Consider the following 17,973-nt stretch of genomic DNA (forward strand, 5'->3'; position numbering starts at 1 on the left):
TATACGAATGATAAGTGGTTTTCTGTTTATCGAAATATAGATGTGTAGTTTTAACTGGAAACAAGGCATCACATTTTCTACCAAGGACACCTTTAAATCTCATCTCTAACCCATTTCCTATTTAGGTTTATTGATTGAATCAATTTACGTCCAAACTTTGAAGATCGTGAATGTTTCCATTTTGTCAGGCCAAGGAGGTCTCCAATGGATGTCGTTAATAACCGTAGGGCTACTTTTAAAAAAATACTAAATGTAACAAGTGGCAATTTTTTAGAACAGTACGATTTTTTTCTTTTTGGTTTCTATGCCACTTATATCGCAGCAAAATTTTTCCACTCTGAAAATGAATATGTCTCTTTAATGATGACATTTACCGTATTTGCTGCGGGCTTTCTTATGCGTCCTCTCGGCGCTATTTTCTTGGGTGCTTATGTCGACAGAATCGGTCGCCGTAAGGGTTTAATTGTGACTTTAAGCCTCATGGCTATTGGTACGATCTTAATTACCTTTGTACCGGGTTATGACACCATCGGTATTATGGCCCCTATTTTGGTGGTCATTGGCCGTCTGTTACAGGGCTTCTCGGCAGGTGTTGAATCTGGCGGTGTGTCTATTTACCTTGCAGAAATTGCAACCGATAAAAACCGTGGTTTTATCACAAGCTGGCAGTCTGGTAGTCAACAAATTGCGGTGGTGTTTGCTGCGTTATTTGGTTATTGGCTCAACACCGTTTTAACTCATGCACAAGTGAGTGAATGGGGCTGGCGTATTCCATTCTTAATTGGTTGTTTGATTATTCCTTTAATCTTCTTATTCCGTCGTACTTTAGAGGAAACTGAAGCATTTAAAGCGCAAAAAACTCACCCTTCAACCAAAGAAATTTTCAGCACACTGGCGAGTAACTGGCGCATTGTACTTGCAGGTATGATGATGAGTGCCATGACCACAACCACGTTCTATTTCATTACGGTTTACACCACAGTGTATGCAAAACGTACTTTAGAAATGTCGGTCACAGATAGCCTTTTAGCAACCGTGTTTGTAGGTTTATCGAATTTCTTCTGGTTACCAATGGGTGGCTTACTTTCAGACAAAATTGGTCGCCGTCCAGTGTTAGTGGGTATTACGACACTTGCGATCTTTACCAGTTATCCAGTTTTAAGCTGGTTGGTGAGCGATATTAGTTTTTCAAACTTACTGATCACGCTTGCTTACTTCTCGTTCTTCTTTGGTATGTACAACGGGACTATGGTCGCAACACTTGCCGAAGTAATGCCAAAACGTGTTCGTACCGTTGGCTTCTCTTTAGCATTCAGTCTTGCAGCCGCTATTTTTGGTGGTATGACGCCAATGGCATGTACTTACCTTGTGGAAAACACAGGCAATGCAAGCACACCAGCTTTCTGGCTGATGCTTGCTGCAGTATGTAGTCTCATCTCAAGTTTATACCTATGTCGCGGTTCTAAGCAGAACAAATCTGACGCGATTGCTGAACCTGCAAAGGTTAGCGCTTAAAACAACTAACTACTTAACCTGAAATTTTAATGAACAGTACGGCAGATCTTAAGTCTCCGTACTGTGCTCTCCTGTCATTAAAGTGAGATACTATGAAAAAGTCCCCTATCTTCATGACCATTTGCCTAGCTAGTGCAGGCTTAGGCTCAACGCTTGCTAACGCAGATACCCTCGAAGTGATTAGCTCAGGCGGTTTCTATTCATCTATGGAAAAACTCATTCCAATATTTGAAAAGCAAACTGGTCACACGGTTCACCTTTCGTCTGGTTCATCTATGGGTGCATCGCCAACTGCAATTCCAAACCGTCTCGATCGTGGTGAACATTTTGACATGGTGGTCTTGGCTGCTCCTGAACTCAGTAAGCTTGCAGAAAAAGGTTATGTCGACCCAAATTCACAAAGCGCTTTAGTCAATTCAAGCATTGGTATGGCTGTACCTAAAGGTGCGCCAAAGCCAGACATTAGCTCTGCGGCAAAGTTTGAAAAAGTTTTATTAAATGCTAAGCACATCGGCTATTCGGCAAGTGCGAGCGGTACACATCTTGAAAAAGATGTTTTTCCAAGCTTTCCACCTGTCGAGTACAAAGTGATTGCTGGTAAAGCAGAAAAAGTAGTTGGTGACCGCGTGGCAAAACGTATTGCTGAAGGTCAGTTTGATATTGGTTTCCAGCAAATTAGTGAAATCAAACCTTTTACTGGCCAATATGGTCAAGTTGATTTAGTCGGCCCAATTCCTGCCCCTTATCAAAAAGTCACCGTGTTTGCTGCTGGTATTGCTAAAAACTCTGAACATGCAAAAGTCGCAAAAGAACTTATTCAATTTGTGAAATCGCCTCAAGCGACACAAATTATTGAAGAACAGGGTCTTGAGCAGGTTAAACAATAAAAGCTCTAAAAGGCAGCATTTTGAGAGAATGTTGCCTTTACTCTTTGAGCGGTTTACGCAGCACAATAGAACAAAATGTATAGCAACAAACCAGTGTAGAATAATGAACAAAGGACAATGTAGTATTTGCCGTGGAACTCAAACAATTAAAATATTTTATTGCAGTGATCGAGTCAGGAAGCTTAGGTAAAGCTGCAAAAAATCTCGATATTGGAACTTCTGCATTAAGTCAGCAAATCTCAAAATTAGAAAGCGAGCTTTCTATTCGCCTTTTACAACGTACTGCTTTGGGTACAGTTCCTACCCCTGCGGGTTTAGCTTTTTTTCAACAGGTACAACTGGCGCTTAGGCACTTAGACCATGCTGTAGACTCTGCACATTCTTCACGTTTAAGTGGTCATGTTACCGTCGGTTTTTCGCCAAGTGTCGCGTCGGTTATAGGCACTCATTTTTTAAAACTAATGAGAAACCGCTACCCCGACATTAAAGTCCGTCTCATTGAAGGCTTATCGGGTGACTTAAAAGCTTTAGTTAATGCAAGACAGCTCGATGTTGCCATCATCTTTAGTGACGATGTCGACCCACAGTGGGCCATACAGCCTTTAGTCAAAGAGCAAATGTTTTTAATCTCGCCTAAAGAAGTGCTGAGTCAGTACCACCTTGAAAGCTGTATAGACACTCAAACCATTACTCATTCACAGCTTAAAGAACTTCCGCTGATTTTACCAAGCCAACGACATGGGCTGCGCTTGTTGCTCGAACAGAAAATTCATCAACTTAAAGTGGCTTATGAAATTGATGGGCTGCATTTGTTAATGGAAAGCATTAGCCAACTCGAAATGGCAACCATTCAACCCGCAGGTGCATCGTTAAACTCACGGCAAGACTTATGTTTGCTACGCGTTGTAGAACCTGCCATTGAACGCATTAACTATTTAATTAGTTTGTCTGAAGAAGAGCTCTCACCTGCTACTTTAGCCACCAAAGTAGTGATTCGTGCTTGTGTGACTAACTTAATTAACGAAAAGCGCTGGCCCGGTGCGGAACTCATAAACACTTGAGCCTTTAGTGTTTATTTTTACTAAACACCCATTCAAGTTTAGCCTCTCACTTCCTCTTCCCTTTTAAAGCTACATTAGCCTTAGCTGAGAAAGGGAGAAATCCATGCATGATGTGATTGTAATTGGTGGTGGGAATGCCGCACTGTGCGCCGCGCTCACGGCAAAAGAAAGCGGCGCTTCTGTGCTTGTCATAGAAGCAGCACCTAAAGAATGGCGTGGTGGTAACTCACAACACACCCGTAACCTTCGCTGCATGCATGATGCCCCTCAAGATGTATTAGTCGATGCCTATCCCGAAGAAGAATATTGGCAAGACCTACTTAAAGTCACTGCCGGAAAAACCAATGAGCACTTAGCTCGTCTGGTTATTCGTAGCACGGCGACCTGTCGCGACTGGATGCGTAAACATGGTGTGAATTTTCAGCCACCGCTATCGGGTGCTTTGCATGTTGCACGTACCAATGCCTTTTTTATGGGTGGTGGTAAAGCCCTCATTAATGCGTATTACCGTAGTGCCCAAGAACTTGGCATTGAAATTTTATACAACACAAAAATTAAAGATCTAAAGTTAAACCAAGGACATTTTGAAGCCGCAATTGCGGAAGATGGTCGTGTATTTAAAGCAAAAAGCTGTGTATTGGCCGCAGGTGGTTTTGAGTCAAATTTAGAATGGTTAAGAGAAGCATGGGGACAAAATGAAAACGGCGAATGGCCTGCCGATAATTTCATTATTCGCGGAACCCGCTTTAATCAAGGCAACTTACTCAAATTTATGATAGATCAAGGCGCCGATATTATTGGTGACCCTTCGCAATCACATTGCGTCGCTGTAGATGCACGCGCACCGCTATATGATGGCGGCATCTGTACCCGTATTGACTGCGTTTCATTAGGTATTGTGGTCAATAACAAAGCCGAACGTTTTTACGATGAAGGTGAAGACTTCTGGCCAAAACGTTATGCAATTTGGGGCCGTCTTGTTGCCAAACAACCTCAGCAAATCGCCTATTCGATTATCGACTCAAAAGCCATCGGGCGCTTTATGCCACCTGTGTTTGCGGGTGTAAAAGCAAATAGCATTCAAGAACTGGCCGAAAAAATCGGACTTGATGCAAAAACCTTATGCCACACCGTAGAAGAATTTAACCAAGCTTGTGTGCAAGGCACCTTTAACCACACGGTTTTAGACGACTGCACAACCGAAAATATTGTTCCCAACAAGACCCACTGGGCAGTTCCTCTCGATCGCCCACCTTTCTATGCCTATGCACTTAAACCCGGCATTACCTTTACCTATTTAGGCTTAAAAGTTGAAGACGATGCTGCGGTACGTTTTAACAATAAAGCCAGCCACAACCTGTTTGTCGCAGGTGAAATGATGGCAGGTAACGTACTCGGTCAGGGTTATACCGCAGGCGTTGGTATGTCGATTGGCACGACCTTTGGACGCATTGCCGGAAAAAATGCAGCCCACTATGCACTTTCACAAGGAGTTGAACATGAATGCTAGTACTAAAGCCCTGATTCCAGTTGTTCAGCTCTCTGACCATGAGCAGGAAGTTCAAAGAGTCCTACAGATTTGTAATGCTTGTCGTTACTGTGAGTCATTTTGTGCTGTATTTGCGGCCATGACCAAACGCCTTGAGTTTAATCAAGCTGATATTCATTACCTCGCAAACCTGTGCCATAACTGTGGTGCTTGTTTACACGCTTGCCAATATGCCCCGCCGCATGAGTTTGGTGTAAACATTCCAAAAGCGATGGCACAAGTACGTTTGGAAACTTACCAAGAGTTTGCGACCCCTCAGCCTTTAGGCCGACTTTATAAGTCTGTGGGAATTCCTTTTGTCTCGGCGTTATCAGCTATTTTCTTTTTATGTATGTTAGCTGTGGTGTGGTACAAGGGCACCGACCTGTTTGCAGGCTATCAAGGTAATTTCTATGCGATTTTCCCGCATAACTTTTTAGCGATACTGTTTGGAGCGACCTTTACAGTTGCGATTGTTTTGCTCGGCATTGGAATTAGCAAATTCTGGCGACAAACCTCTAAAGTTATTCACGGCAAAGTTGAGAAACCCGACCTTATTCAAGCCTCTCAAAATGTTTTAACGCTTAAATATTTAGATGGTGGGCATGGTAAAGGCTGTAATGAACAAGATGACCGTTACACCCAAATCCGCCGCGTGTTTCATCACCTGACGTTTTATGGCTTTATGCTTTGCTTTGCAGCCACAGGCGTAGCGACTTTATATCACTATTTCCTTAACCTACATGCGCCTTACCCTATCTTTAGCTTGCCTGTTATTTTGGGTACGTTGGGTGGGTTTGGCTTAGTGGTTGGGCCATCTGGCTTGCTCTATTTAAACCTTAAACGCCATCCATTACATGGTGACCGCGAGCAAAAACCTGTAGATCGAGGCTTTATTTTCCTTTTAATTTTAGTCAGTGCTTCAGGCTTAGCCCTCATGGCATTTCGTAATTCTCCATACATGGCACTTTTACTGATTTTCCATTTAGCTACGGTCATGACGTTCTTTATTACCATGCCTTTTGGAAAGTTCGCACACGGTTTTTACCGCAGCGCGTCTTTACTCAAATTTGCCATCGAAGAACGCATTTCTAAAAAGTCATAATTTTATTCAAAAGTATTCACTATCTTGGCGTAGTGAATACTTCATTATTTTAAGATCAAAATACTTCATAGCTTGCCTACTTTTTACTATTTAAAATTCCCAAACCATACATCGGCCACTTGGTACTCGCTTTAATATTATTAATCAGCATCGCCACTAAAACTAAAGACACTGCACCGACCAAAACAGGGAAAATTAGAAAACTCCACTGGTAATGTATGCTGCTTGCGGTAAGTAAGATAACCAAAGGATTGGCCCCAGCAGGTGGATGAACACACTTAAACACTTGCATGAGCGCAATTGCACAGCCCACTGATAAAGCAATTGTAAAAATGGAAACACCGGCAAATTTTAGAAAAAACAAACCTACAAAAGCCGAAATAAGATGCCCAAATATAATATTTCTCGGCTGTGCCAAAGGTGACTGCGACACGGTATAGAGCAATACACAGGTCGCACCAAACGGCGCCATGATAAAGATATTGTGTGTGAGCTTACTCAACCACAAAAGTATAAAAATACTGACCGTCCCCCCAATAAGGCTTCTTAAAACATCAACTTTAGTGGGCGATGGAGCCAGTTTTTCTTTGCCATAAAAGATCGAGAACATGATTTTTTCCTCAAACAAAAATTTGCTTTTTAAAAAGCATATAGATAAAATTTCAAATAGTACAGATCTGTACTATTTTATTTTTTGGAAAAGACACATGTCAAAATCTGCCTTAAAAATATTAGATACAGCCGAGAAGTTATTTAACGAAAATAGTTTTGTCGGGGTGGGTGTCGACCTGATTCGCGATGAATCTGGCTGCTCAAAAACCACGATGTACACGTACTATAAGAATAAAAATCAACTGGTTAAGTCTGTGCTTGTTGCACGTGATGAACGGTTTAAGCAAAGCCTTTTGGGCTATGTTGGAAATGCAACAGGGTTAGAAGCCATTAATAAAATTCTGGATTGGCACACCAATTGGTTTAGACAAGATTTTTTTAAAGGCTGTTTATTTGTAAGAGCAGTCGCTGAATCTAACCAAGATGATCAAGACATTATTTCTATTTCTAAAGCCCATAAACAATGGATTAAAGTGTTGATTGCGGAAAACTGCAATATACCCAATGGTGAAGCTTTATCTGAGCTGATCTATACGGTGATTGAAGGCTTAATTAGCCGCTTTTTAGTCGATGGTTTCGATGAAACACTTGCGATAAACATGAAAAATTCTATTAATCAATTATTTAATATTCATCAACATTAGTATGAGAACTTAAAATGGAAGTGGACCATATTTTTATTTGTGTACAATCAGGCGCTCCAGAAGCTGAAACTTTAAAAAAATTCGGTCTAACAGAAGGTTCATCCAACAAGCACCCGGGTCAAGGTACCGAAAACAGACGCTTTTTCTTTAAAAATAGCTTTATCGAATTAATCTTTTTAAATAACCCCGAAGAAGCCTCAAGTGATCTCGCAAAACCGACTCTGCTTTTTGAGCGACTAAGTACTCAAAATAATATCGCGTCCCCTTTTGGTATTTGTTTTCGCCCTAAAAATAAAGATGATAACGGTGCAAAATTTCCTAATTGGGTTTACAAGCCAAGCTATTTACCAGCCAGCTTAGAAGTAAATGTTGCCAAAGATTCTGTGGTATCTGAACCGATGTGGTTCTTCCTTTCATTTGCTTCACGACCAGACCTTGCTGCAAAAGAAAAACAACAACCACTTGTGCATAGCAAAGATTTATCAGAAATCACTGCGATTAAGGTTTCTATACCACACCTTGAAAAGCACCCTACTTCATTGCTGTTCAATTCGCTTGATGATTTTGAAGTGACTAATGGATCGGAGCATTTAATGGAAATTAGTTTTGATCATGAACCTCAAGGAATGATTCATGATTTCAGACCAGAGCTACCGCTTATTTTTAAATATTAAAAACGCTTAGTTTCTAATAAAAAACTGTGATTTATTGCAAATCACAGTTTTTATTTAAATTGAATCACATTAAAAACGACAATAGCTTAAGCAATTTTTCCATCAATAATGCCTTTCTCTTTTAATGCAGCTAGCTCTTCTGCTGTTTTAAATCTCGATAAGATTTGAGCCGTATGTTCACCTAGCTCTGGCGGTGCATGATGATATTCAACTGGAGTATCAGACAACTTGATGGGTGAACCAATCATTTGGAAGTTTTCATTCAAACGATGAGGAATATTCACCACCAAATTACGATGCACGATTTGTGGTTCAGCCAAGGCATCTTCAATAGAGTTGATAACACCTACGGGAACTTTAAGCGCATGAATCATGTCGACCCATTTTTTGGCAGTCTTTTGCAAAAAGTGTTCCGACAATAAAGGAATCAGTTCATCTCGATACTTTACACGGTCTTGATTACGCACAAACTTTTCATTTTCGAGTAACTCTGGATAACCAATTGCAATACACAAATCTTTAAACTGTTTGTCGTTACCACACGCAATAATAAATTCTTTATCTTTAGCCTTAAAAGTTTGATACGGCACAATACTTGGGTGTTGATTACCCATTCGCTGTGGCGCTTTACCCGAGGCTAAATAGTTCATTCCCTGATTTGCCAGTGCCACGACCTGTACATCAAGTAGTGACATATCAATATACTGACCGCGTCCCGTGTGTGAGCGTGCAATCAATGCGGCCTGAATGGCTATGGTTGAATACAATCCAGTTTGGATGTCTACAACAGCCACGCCAACCTTTTGTGCACCACCACCTGCCACATCATCAGGCTCGCCAGTAATGCTCATCAAACCAGACATACCCTGAATAATAAAATCATAGCCGGGTTCTTCTGCACGTGGGCCATCTTGCCCAAAACCAGTAATCGAGCAATAAACAATATTTGGGTTGAGCTCACTTAATGATGCGTAGTCCAAACCATATTTAGCCAAAGACCCTGTTTTATAATTTTCAATGACCACGTCGGCAGTCTTGGCAATTTCATAAATTAAGGCCTGACCTTCGGGTGTGGTTATGTCTACCGCAACCGAATATTTATTGCGGTTGGTACACTGAAAATAGCCAGATTCACGAGTCATGTTTCCATCTTGATCGGGCATCCATGGTGGCCCCCACATGCGGGTGTCATCACCGACTCGAGGGCGTTCAATTTTAATGACTTCCGCGCCAAGGTCTGCCAAGATTTGTCCGCACCACGGCCCTGCAAGTACACGACTTAAATCTAAAACTCGAATTCCTTGTAATGCACCCATAACGATACCCTTATCTTTTTAGAAGGTGCTAATGCACCTCCCTGTCATTGTTTATGATTGTTTTTGCGGATCGTACTGACGATCTTTAATAAATAAGCCCGGCAATACACCCGCAACAAAATACGCAGCGCCCATCACAATAAAGGCCATCGCAAAAGTTCCACCCGATGCCAAGAAACCAATCGTGGCCGGTGCAATCGCGGCCCCGACACGACCAATGTTATAAGCACCGCCAATGGCTGTACCGCGCACGTCGGTTGAAAAACTTTCAGCCATATAGGTCGCGTTTACACCATATGGAATGCCATATAAGAAGCCAAAAGTGATCAATAAATACAAAATATTGTCAGGGGTGTTAAAGAAAATAATGATTGGCAAAAACACGGCGCTGGCTATTGTGCCAAACACAAAAACAGCACGGCGGTTAAATTTGTCTGCAAGATAACCTGCTAAAATTTTGCCTAGAATCATTGCGGTATATGAACCCACCATATAACTGGTTAAGTTTTTAAAGTTCATATGCACTTCTGTTTCTAAATAACTTGGCATCCAGTTGTTAATGCCGTAATAACCAAACTGTAAGAAGAATGCTGTGGTCATCCACAACAAAAACATTTTACGGTGCTTAAAGTTATTAAAGATTTGTTTGTAGATACTGCTACTTTTTGGCTTTTCAGCCACCACTCTTTCTTTAGGTTGTCTGTTGCCTTGCAAGCTTTCAATTTTAGTGAGCTGCCAAGATTTTGGTTCTGGTACAAATCGTTGTAGGAAAATATTAACGAAAGCAGGTACTACGGTCAGGAAGAATAAAACGCGCCAGCCATGATCTGGAATAATTGCGCCAGCTAATAAAGTTGCAGCAATATAACCTACGGTCTGACCCGTCTGTAATGTGCCCAAGACCGTTGTGCGGTAAGTGGTTGGCACATATTCAGCCATTAAGGTATTACAAGCCATATAAAGTGCTCCAATTCCCAAAGCACCAATAAAACGTAAAGCCATAAATTGCTCGAAGCTCTGCGTAAAGCCAAGTAAACAGGTCGCTACAGAAAAGAAAGTCACAGAGTTGGCAATGGTTCTTACACGACCAAACTTGTCACATGCCCAGCCACCCAAAATACCGCCAATACCCATACCTGCCAAAGAAGCACTGCCTAATGCACCTGCTTGAAAGGTACTTAAACCAAACTCTGCCTTTAAACTGGTCAAGCTATAAGACAGCAGCATAATATCAATGCCATCGACTACCATCGCAAAATAGGCAAATAACAACGCCCATTTCCATGTATGAGGGCCAATCTTTTCATATGTTCCAAGGTTACTTGGAAATGTATTTCTTAATTCTTTCGATATTACTTGAACGTCATTGTTCATCTTTAGTTCCTCATTTTCCCAAATGAGTCATCGGCAGCCTACTTATGTTTTCTGTATAACTTAATCTTCTATATTTTCATCATCTTACATTTGGTTTTAAGTACACAGAGGCGTATCTTTACATGAGTATCCTTACGATGAATCTTGTCATTATCCATAAATTTTTGCGTAAAAATCCCTAAAGGTGCTCTCGAAAGAACACCTCTATTTTTTAAAAAATGAATTAGTTGCTAAATGCCGCGATGCCTGTTTGCGCACGACCTAAAATCAAGGCATGGACGTCATGTGTGCCTTCATAGGTATTTACGACTTCAAGGTTAACCAAATGACGTGCTACGCCAAACTCGTCACTAATACCGTTTCCACCCATCATGTCACGTGCCATACGAGCAATATCAAGTGCTTTCCCACAGTTGTTACGCTTAATTAGGGATGTGCCTTCAACTGATGCAATGCCTTCATCTTTCATGCGGCCAAAACGTAACGCTACTTGCAAACCCAATGCAATTTCAGTTTGCATATCTGCCAGTTTCTTTTGAATCAACTGATTTGCAGCCAACGGACGACCAAATTGTTTGCGGTCCATGGTGTATTGATGTGCAGTATGCCAGCAGAACTCGGCAGCACCCATTGCGCCCCATGCAATACCATAACGGGCGCTATTTAGACAGGTAAATGGGCCTTTTAAACCTCGAATTTCAGGGAACGCATTCTCTTCAGGTACAAATACGTTATCCATCACGATTTCACCTGTAATCGATGCACGTAAACCAACCTTACCATGAATGGCAGGTGCAGATAGACCTTCCCAGCCCTTTTCTAAAATAAAGCCGCGAATATCACCAACATTGCCTTCCGCAGAAACTTCTTTTGCCCAGACGACAAATACATCTGCAATTGGGCTGTTGGTAATCCACATTTTTGCGCCAGTTAAACGGTAACCACCTTCAACTTTCTTAGCACGAGTAATCATACTGCCCGGGTCTGAGCCATGATCAGGCTCAGTCAAACCAAAACAGCCAATGTATTCACCCGTAGCTAGTTTAGGTAAGTACTTCTGCTTTTGCTCTTCGGTTCCAAACTCATGAATCGGAACCATCACCAATGAGCTTTGCACGCTCGCCATAGAGCGGTAGCCCGAGTCGACATATTCAATTTCACGCGCAACCAAACCATAACTCACATAGTTCAAACCCGCACCGCCGTATTGCTCAGGAATGGTTGGACCCAGTAAGCCAAGCTCTCCCATTTCACGGAAAATAGATGGATCTGTTGTTTCATGACGGAATTGTTCAAGTACACGTGGTTGCAAACGTTCTTGGCAATAGGCATGAGCCGCATCACGAATCATGCGCTCATCTTCGGTAAGCTGTTGCTCAATTAAAAATGGGTCTTGCCAGTTAAATTGAACTTTTGCTTTTTTTGTTGTCACCATGTGATTCATCGCATCCTCTGCTTGATTGGATCTTCTTTATTTAACTCGATGTTATGCGTGAAAAATGCAGTAATCAAACGATAAATGTTCATGCAGATATGCGACTTACGCATATTTAAAACAAGACGCATTAAATTTAGATATTTAATCCGTTGTATTTCATTAAAAATGGCTTACTTTTATACTAAACTCGGATATCTGCATTTAAGTCATATGCTGTTTTGAAATATGACGACAAATAAAAGGATTTTATTTATGCGAAGAAGCATCCCTTCCATTCAGGGTCTAATTTGCTTTGAAAGTGCAGCAAAACATTTAAGCTATACCTATGCTGCGCAAGAGTTATGTATTACCCAAAGTGCAGTTTCTCGCCAAATTCAGCAGTTAGAAGATTTCTTGGGTGTTGAACTCTTTATACGTACTCGGCATGGTGTTGAACTCACCATTGCAGGTCAGCAGTATTTTAAAAGCATTAAACCCTACTTATTAGGCTTAGAGAAATGTACGGCCGATGTGATTTCCCATAAGGGTTTAGGTGGCACACTAAAATTAGGTGTAGTTCCTACCTTTGCGACGCGCTGGTTATTACCCAAGCTCCATCTTTTAAATCAAAAACACCCTGAAATTACAGTTCACTTAGAAACCAGTACCAAGCCTTTTTTATTTAATGACAATATTTTTGACGCTGCGATTTTTGCAGGTACGCAGCAGCAAATTGACCACTGGCCCGGTATACAAGCACATTATTTAATGGATGAAGAAATTGTACCTGTTTGCTCACCAAGACTGATCGAGAAGTATTTTCCAGATGCTGTGATGATCAATGAAAATACCTATGATTTAAGCCCAGAAGATCTGCTGAAAATTCCCCTACTGCAACAAACCACTCGGCCTAGCATTTGGCAAGAATGGTTTCTAACTCATCACATGCAGCATCCGAAACCTTTTGATGGACAACGCCATGAGTTATTTTCAATGCTTGCGGTTGCTGCCAGTCATGACATGGGAATGGCTTTAATTCCACAAATGCTGATTGAGTCTGAACTACAAAAAAAAGAACTGGTGATTGTTTCCAATAAAAAATTAAAAGGCAGCCGAAAATACTATCTCATTCACTCAAGCCAAGATATCTCACCAACCATTCAGAAATTTGTTGAATGGATTTACCAAGAACTAGAACAACTAAAGATTAATACAAATTAGCTGAGCCACTTTGTGCGATCTATACGCATAAAAAAGATTGTGATTGATAAGATCACAACCTTTTAGTTAAGCGTAAATGACTTTGAATTAATGACTCATCAATTGAATATCTGAACCTCTACGTTTAGGGTCAATCAAGATTTTGGCGTGCTGTTCAGGGTCACGTAACGCTTCAAATGCATTGGTAACACCTTCTAAACCAACAACACCGGTAATGAGCGGTGAGCAATTCACTTTACCTTCTGCAATCATGTGTAGCGCATCTCTAAACTCAAGCGGTGTATAGCCCAACACAAACTGAATTTCTAACTCTTTATTAATCGCAAGTGCGGGTTCGATTTTGTCACTTTGCATGCAGACGCCCACCCCAACAATTCGGGAAAATAAAGGTGCACCTTCAATAATTTGCTGTAAAACACCCGGTACGCCCACACATTCAAAAATAACAGGACGCTTTGGCAGAGCCCCTAACTTATCAATCATGCGCCATCCATGCCACCATGGTAAGCGAGTTGCTTGCAACTTATCAAACAGTCCCATACCCATGTTAATGGCATCAGAAACATTGCCAAGCAAACCAAACTCTTTCCAGTTGGCAAATGGCGATGTCTCTTTAGGGTCTACCACAATATCGGCACCGCATTGCTCGGCAAGCTTACGGCGGTTTGGTGAAAAGTCGCTGGCAACCACAGTTTTAACCCCAGCTGCTTTAAGCATTAATATGACACCTAGCCCGACGGGACCACAGCCAATTACAATAGCAGGTTCACTAGTTTTCACACGGCTACGACGAACAGCATGCAATGCAACCGCCATAGGTTCAGTCATGGCAGCACTATCTACATCTAAGCCATTAGGTACTTCAAACATCAAGCTCGATTGAGCCAATACTTGCTCGGCATAACCGCCCGAAGCATTTGGAGAAAGTCCTGTAGACAAATACCCATGCTGATCTACATTTAAAAGCGGCATTGCACAAACGAGTGTATCGGCTTTGAATTTATGACGTGTTTTTGGACCGTAGTCTAAAACCTTGCCACAAAATTCATGTCCTAATACAAACGGATCTGTGGACTTCGCTAAACCATTAAACCCAACACGTGCAGCCAAATCATGCATGTGGTCACAGTGGTGCTGCATATGTAAATCAGAGCCACAGATCCCACATCGCACCACTTCCAATAACACCTGTCCTTTTGCAGGCGTTAATTTCGGCTGATCTACCACTTGTAATTTTGCTTGATGACAAAGTACCGACTTCATTTGAGCGCTTCCTATTTCTTCTTTTTCATTTACTTGCCAGAAATAGATTTCTACAGATAAATTAATCGCTTTATCAGTTTGGTCTTTAGCAAGCCTTTATTCATCTTTACAACTAAAAAGCAAAATACCAATGACCATTCTTCAGCCAATCTATTGTTGAAGAGTCAACAAAAACAGGCGCAGCGAAATTAAAACAATAAAAATCTTGGTGCTTGTATCTTACACAGACTGCGTTGTCTTCTTAGGCCAGAACAATGTCATCAAAATTAAAACTTATACAAATATAGTAAGTTCAAAAAACTCAACTCAACGCTTTTCACAAAAACATAGCAAATCCAAACTTTTATCAGCAGTCTTAAACAGGCATGATGAATTAATACGAACAGATAAGAAGAAGTCTATGATTACAAAAACGCTTCCGCTTACAGATATACACCGCCACCTTGATGGCAACATCCGCATTCAAACCATTTTAGAATTGGGCCAACAATACAATTTAGATTTACCTGCTTACGAGATTGAATCTTTACGACCACACGTACAAGTTATGGATAACCAACCTGACTTATTAAGTTTTTTATCTAAGCTAGATTGGGGCGTAAAAGTATTAGCGAGTTTAGATGCCTGTAAGCGTATTGCATTTGAAAACATGCAGGATGCTGCCCAACAAGGCCTAGATTATGTAGAGCTGCGTTTTTCACCAGGTTATATGGGAATGACACATCAACTTCCACTTGAAGGCGTTGTTGAAGCAGTTATTGCTGGAGTCAAAGAAGGCAGTCAAGCTTATGGGGTAAAAGCGAATTTAATTGGCATTATGAGCCGTACTTTTGGCCAAGAAGCCTGCGAAAAAGAATTAAATGCCCTACTTGCCCATAAAAATGATATTAAAGCGTTGGATCTTGCTGGAGATGAGCTTGGTTTTCCGGGCAATTTATTTATTGATCACTTTAAAAAAGCGCGTGATGCAGGTTGGCATATTACGGTACATGCAGGCGAAGCTGCCGGCCCAGAAAGTATTTGGCAAGCTATTGAAGAATTAGGTGCTGAACGAATTGGACATGGCGTTAAAGCAGTTCAAGATTTAAAACTTTTAGATTATTTGACAAAACATGAGATTGGTATTGAGTCTTGTCTCACCTCAAACATTCAAACCAACACAGTACCGTCTTTAGCAGAACACCCATTAAAGACTTTTTTAGAACATGGTGTACTTGCCACCATTAATACGGATGACCCAGCAGTAGAAGGTATTGAGATACAACATGAATATTTAACTGCTGCCCCATTAGCAGGATTAACGCCTGAACAAATTTATACAGCTCAAGAAAATGGCCTAAAAATCGCATTTCTATCAAATCAAGAAAAAGATGAGTTAAGACAGAAATATCAATAACAGAGAACAGAGAACAGAGAACAGAGAACAGAGAACAGAGAACAGAGAACAGAGAACAGAGAACAGAGAACAGAGAACAGAGAACAGAGAACAGAGAACAGAGAACAGAGAACAGAGAACAGAGAACAGAGAACAGAGAACAGAGAACAGAGAACAGAGAACAGAGCTTATATAAACACGTTCAAATATTGGAGTACGATTGAATTAAAATTTCGAACTAGAAAACAAAAAAATTCCTTCTATCGTTAAGACAAGAAGAAATTCTTTTTAATATTTGGGATATTTTTTTAAAGCTTGAACGCTTTTAAAATATGGTCGGAGCAGTAGGATTCGAACCTACGACCCCCTGGTCCCAAACCAGGTGCACTACCAGGCTGTGCTATGCTCCGAAATTGGGGTGAATGACGGGATTCGAACCCGCGACAACTGGAATCACAATCCAGGGCTCTACCAACTGAGCTACATCCACCATCAAATAGTTCTATGTACCAAGCTACCGAGTGGCGCGCCTGACAGGATTCGAACCTGTGACCATCCGCTTAGAAGGCGGATGCTCTATCCAACTGAGCTACAGGCGCTTAACCGATGATGCTTATCATGCGATACTTCGCCGATCTTAAAATATTATTTTAAGTGGTCGGAGCAGTAGGATTCGAACCTACGACCCCCTGGTCCCAAACCAGGTGCACTACCAGGCTGTGCTATGCTCCGATCTATCTCAGCTTTTGCTGTATCGCACATCGTGCGGTACGGTGTGCATTCTAGGCGCGACGCCCTCAGACGTCAACACCTATTCTAAAAAAAAGTTAAAAATCCTTATCAAATGTATATTTAACAAGCATTTTGAGGTTTTTTAACGTTTTAACGATGCACTAAAGGCTAACATTCGATCTAAAGGCATTTTGGCACGTTCAGCCAGCGCTGGATCAACGTGTATTTCCTGATCACCTTTTTGTAAAACTTCTAAAATCCCATCGAGTTCATTCATTGCCATCCACGGACAGTGAGCACATGAACGACAAGTTGCCCCCTCACCCGCTGTTGGCGCCTCAACTAAAATCTTATTGGGTACTGCTTGCTGCATTTTGTAGAAAATACCGCGGTCTGTTGCCACAATGAGTCTTTCGTTTGGCAAAGTCTGCGCAGCTTTAATGAGTTGAGAAGTACTACCTACCGCATCTGCAATTTCTACAACTGATTCTGGCGACTCTGGATGTACCAATACAGCAGCGTCTGGATACAGTGCTTTCATGCTGGCAATACCACGTGCACGGAATTCTTCATGCACAATACATGCACCATCCCAAAGCAACATATCTGCACCGGTTTTCTTTTGGATATAGCGACCTAAATGCTGATCTGGTGCCCAAATAATTTTTTCACCTAAGCTGTCTAGATGCTCAACAATTTCGACAGCACAGCTTGAAGTTACGACCCAATCTGCACGTGCTTTAACAGCAGCCGATGTGTTTGCATAAACAACTACAGTATGGTCAGGGTGTTGATCACAAAATGCTGTGAACTCATCAACTGGACAGCCCAAGTCGAGTGAACAAGTTGCTTCAAGTGTCGGCATTAAAATTGTTTTTTCAGGAGACAGAATTTTAGCTGTCTCCCCCATAAATTTAACACCAGCAACGACTAATGTTGAGGCAGCATGATCGCGTCCAAAACGGGCCATTTCTAAAGAATCAGAAACACATCCACCTGTTTTTTCAGCAAGCTCTTGTACTTCAGGGTCGCAATAGTAATGAGCAACAAGGACAGCATCACGTTTTTTGAGCTCTGCTTCGATCTGTGCAAACTTTTGTTGTTTTGCTTCTTCACTTAAGCGATTGTCTTTTGGCTCACCTAAACGGTCTAAATGCGCTTGTACAATGTTTTTTGCATCGTTGGCAATTAAAGTCGCATCACTCATAAAACGTCTTCTCTATCCTTTATGCTGGCATACCTGCTCGCA

Annotated in this window: 15 protein-coding genes and 4 tRNA genes; 9 read left to right on the plus strand and 10 right to left on the minus strand. The window is 41.4% G+C overall.

Annotated elements, in window-relative coordinates; translation table 11 throughout:
• Positions 1–204 precede the first annotated feature (204 nt).
• From tcuC to tcuB, 5 genes are all read left to right on the plus strand, one after another.
• Positions 205–1,515, plus strand: coding sequence for an MFS transporter (gene tcuC, locus I8T81_RS15445; protein ID WP_004703623.1), 1,311 nt, complete (start codon positions 205–207; stop codon positions 1,513–1,515).
• 92 nt (positions 1,516–1,607) lie between these two features.
• Positions 1,608–2,402: a substrate-binding domain-containing protein gene (locus I8T81_RS15450; protein WP_019456717.1), complete on the plus strand. Its 795-nt coding sequence runs from the start codon at positions 1,608–1,610 to the stop codon at positions 2,400–2,402.
• Between the two features lie 131 nt (positions 2,403–2,533).
• Complete coding sequence (locus tag I8T81_RS15455) at positions 2,534–3,463, plus strand: LysR family transcriptional regulator (protein ID WP_064191086.1); 930 nt, start codon at positions 2,534–2,536, stop codon at positions 3,461–3,463.
• Positions 3,464–3,566: 103 nt separating this feature from the next.
• Entirely contained in the window at positions 3,567–4,973 is a 1,407-nt protein-coding gene (gene tcuA, locus I8T81_RS15460) for an FAD-dependent tricarballylate dehydrogenase TcuA (RefSeq protein WP_198071596.1), read from the plus strand.
• Positions 4,963–6,096 carry a tricarballylate utilization 4Fe-4S protein TcuB gene (tcuB, locus tag I8T81_RS15465; RefSeq protein ID WP_198071597.1) on the plus strand — a complete coding sequence of 378 codons (1,134 nt, stop codon included), beginning with the start codon at positions 4,963–4,965 and terminating at the stop codon, positions 6,094–6,096. The genes tcuA and tcuB overlap by 11 nt, the downstream gene beginning before the upstream one ends.
• 76 nt (positions 6,097–6,172) lie before the next feature.
• Here the strand turns inward: tcuB and I8T81_RS15470 are convergent, their stop codons facing one another.
• On the minus strand, positions 6,173–6,706 hold the full coding sequence (locus tag I8T81_RS15470) for an HPP family protein (RefSeq protein ID WP_198071598.1): 534 nt from the start codon (positions 6,704–6,706) through the stop codon (positions 6,173–6,175).
• Between the two features lie 97 nt (positions 6,707–6,803).
• Between I8T81_RS15470 and I8T81_RS15475 the strand changes: the two genes are divergently transcribed.
• Positions 6,804–7,352 carry a TetR/AcrR family transcriptional regulator gene (locus tag I8T81_RS15475; RefSeq protein ID WP_004703632.1) on the plus strand — a complete coding sequence of 183 codons (549 nt, stop codon included), beginning with the start codon at positions 6,804–6,806 and terminating at the stop codon, positions 7,350–7,352.
• Positions 7,353–7,366: 14 nt separating this feature from the next.
• Positions 7,367–8,026, plus strand: a complete 660-nt coding sequence (locus tag I8T81_RS15480; RefSeq protein WP_198071599.1) for a VOC family protein — start codon at positions 7,367–7,369, stop codon at positions 8,024–8,026.
• Positions 8,027–8,112: 86 nt separating this feature from the next.
• Here I8T81_RS15480 and I8T81_RS15485 read toward each other — a convergent pair whose 3' ends face one another.
• The 3 genes from I8T81_RS15485 to I8T81_RS15495 form a co-directional block, all read right to left on the minus strand.
• A complete protein-coding gene (locus I8T81_RS15485) occupies positions 8,113–9,342 on the minus strand; it encodes a CaiB/BaiF CoA transferase family protein (protein ID WP_198071600.1) in 1,230 nt (409 codons plus the stop codon).
• 51 nt (positions 9,343–9,393) lie between these two features.
• Positions 9,394–10,716, minus strand: a complete 1,323-nt coding sequence (locus I8T81_RS15490; RefSeq protein WP_198071601.1) for an MFS transporter — start codon at positions 10,714–10,716, stop codon at positions 9,394–9,396.
• A 223-nt stretch (positions 10,717–10,939) separates the two neighbouring features.
• Positions 10,940–12,160 carry an acyl-CoA dehydrogenase gene (locus I8T81_RS15495; protein WP_198071602.1) on the minus strand — a complete coding sequence of 407 codons (1,221 nt, stop codon included), beginning with the start codon at positions 12,158–12,160 and terminating at the stop codon, positions 10,940–10,942.
• A 246-nt stretch (positions 12,161–12,406) separates the two neighbouring features.
• On the opposite strand from I8T81_RS15495, the gene I8T81_RS15500 reads away from it, so the two are divergent.
• Positions 12,407–13,354: a LysR substrate-binding domain-containing protein gene (locus I8T81_RS15500; protein ID WP_198071603.1), complete on the plus strand. Its 948-nt coding sequence runs from the start codon at positions 12,407–12,409 to the stop codon at positions 13,352–13,354.
• Between the two features lie 87 nt (positions 13,355–13,441).
• Here the strand turns inward: I8T81_RS15500 and I8T81_RS15505 are convergent, their stop codons facing one another.
• Positions 13,442–14,617, minus strand: coding sequence for a zinc-binding dehydrogenase (locus tag I8T81_RS15505; protein ID WP_198071604.1), 1,176 nt, complete (start codon positions 14,615–14,617; stop codon positions 13,442–13,444).
• Between the two features lie 400 nt (positions 14,618–15,017).
• On the opposite strand from I8T81_RS15505, the gene add reads away from it, so the two are divergent.
• Complete coding sequence (gene add / locus I8T81_RS15510; RefSeq protein WP_198071605.1) at positions 15,018–16,013, plus strand: adenosine deaminase; 996 nt, start codon at positions 15,018–15,020, stop codon at positions 16,011–16,013.
• 312 nt (positions 16,014–16,325) lie between these two features.
• Here add and I8T81_RS15515 read toward each other — a convergent pair.
• From I8T81_RS15515 to nadA, 5 genes are all read right to left on the minus strand, one after another.
• A tRNA-Pro gene (locus I8T81_RS15515) sits at positions 16,326–16,402 on the minus strand.
• Between the two features lie 4 nt (positions 16,403–16,406).
• A tRNA-His gene (locus tag I8T81_RS15520) sits at positions 16,407–16,482 on the minus strand.
• 32 nt (positions 16,483–16,514) lie between these two features.
• Positions 16,515–16,591, minus strand: a tRNA-Arg gene (locus tag I8T81_RS15525).
• A gap of 56 nt (positions 16,592–16,647) precedes the next feature.
• A tRNA-Pro gene (locus I8T81_RS15530) sits at positions 16,648–16,724 on the minus strand.
• 142 nt (positions 16,725–16,866) lie between these two features.
• Complete coding sequence (gene nadA, locus I8T81_RS15535; RefSeq protein WP_004703754.1) at positions 16,867–17,931, minus strand: quinolinate synthase NadA; 1,065 nt, start codon at positions 17,929–17,931, stop codon at positions 16,867–16,869.
• Positions 17,932–17,973 lie beyond the last annotated feature (42 nt).

It is taken from the genome of Acinetobacter seifertii (assembly GCF_016064815.1).
Lineage (GTDB): Bacteria > Pseudomonadota > Gammaproteobacteria > Pseudomonadales > Moraxellaceae > Acinetobacter > Acinetobacter seifertii.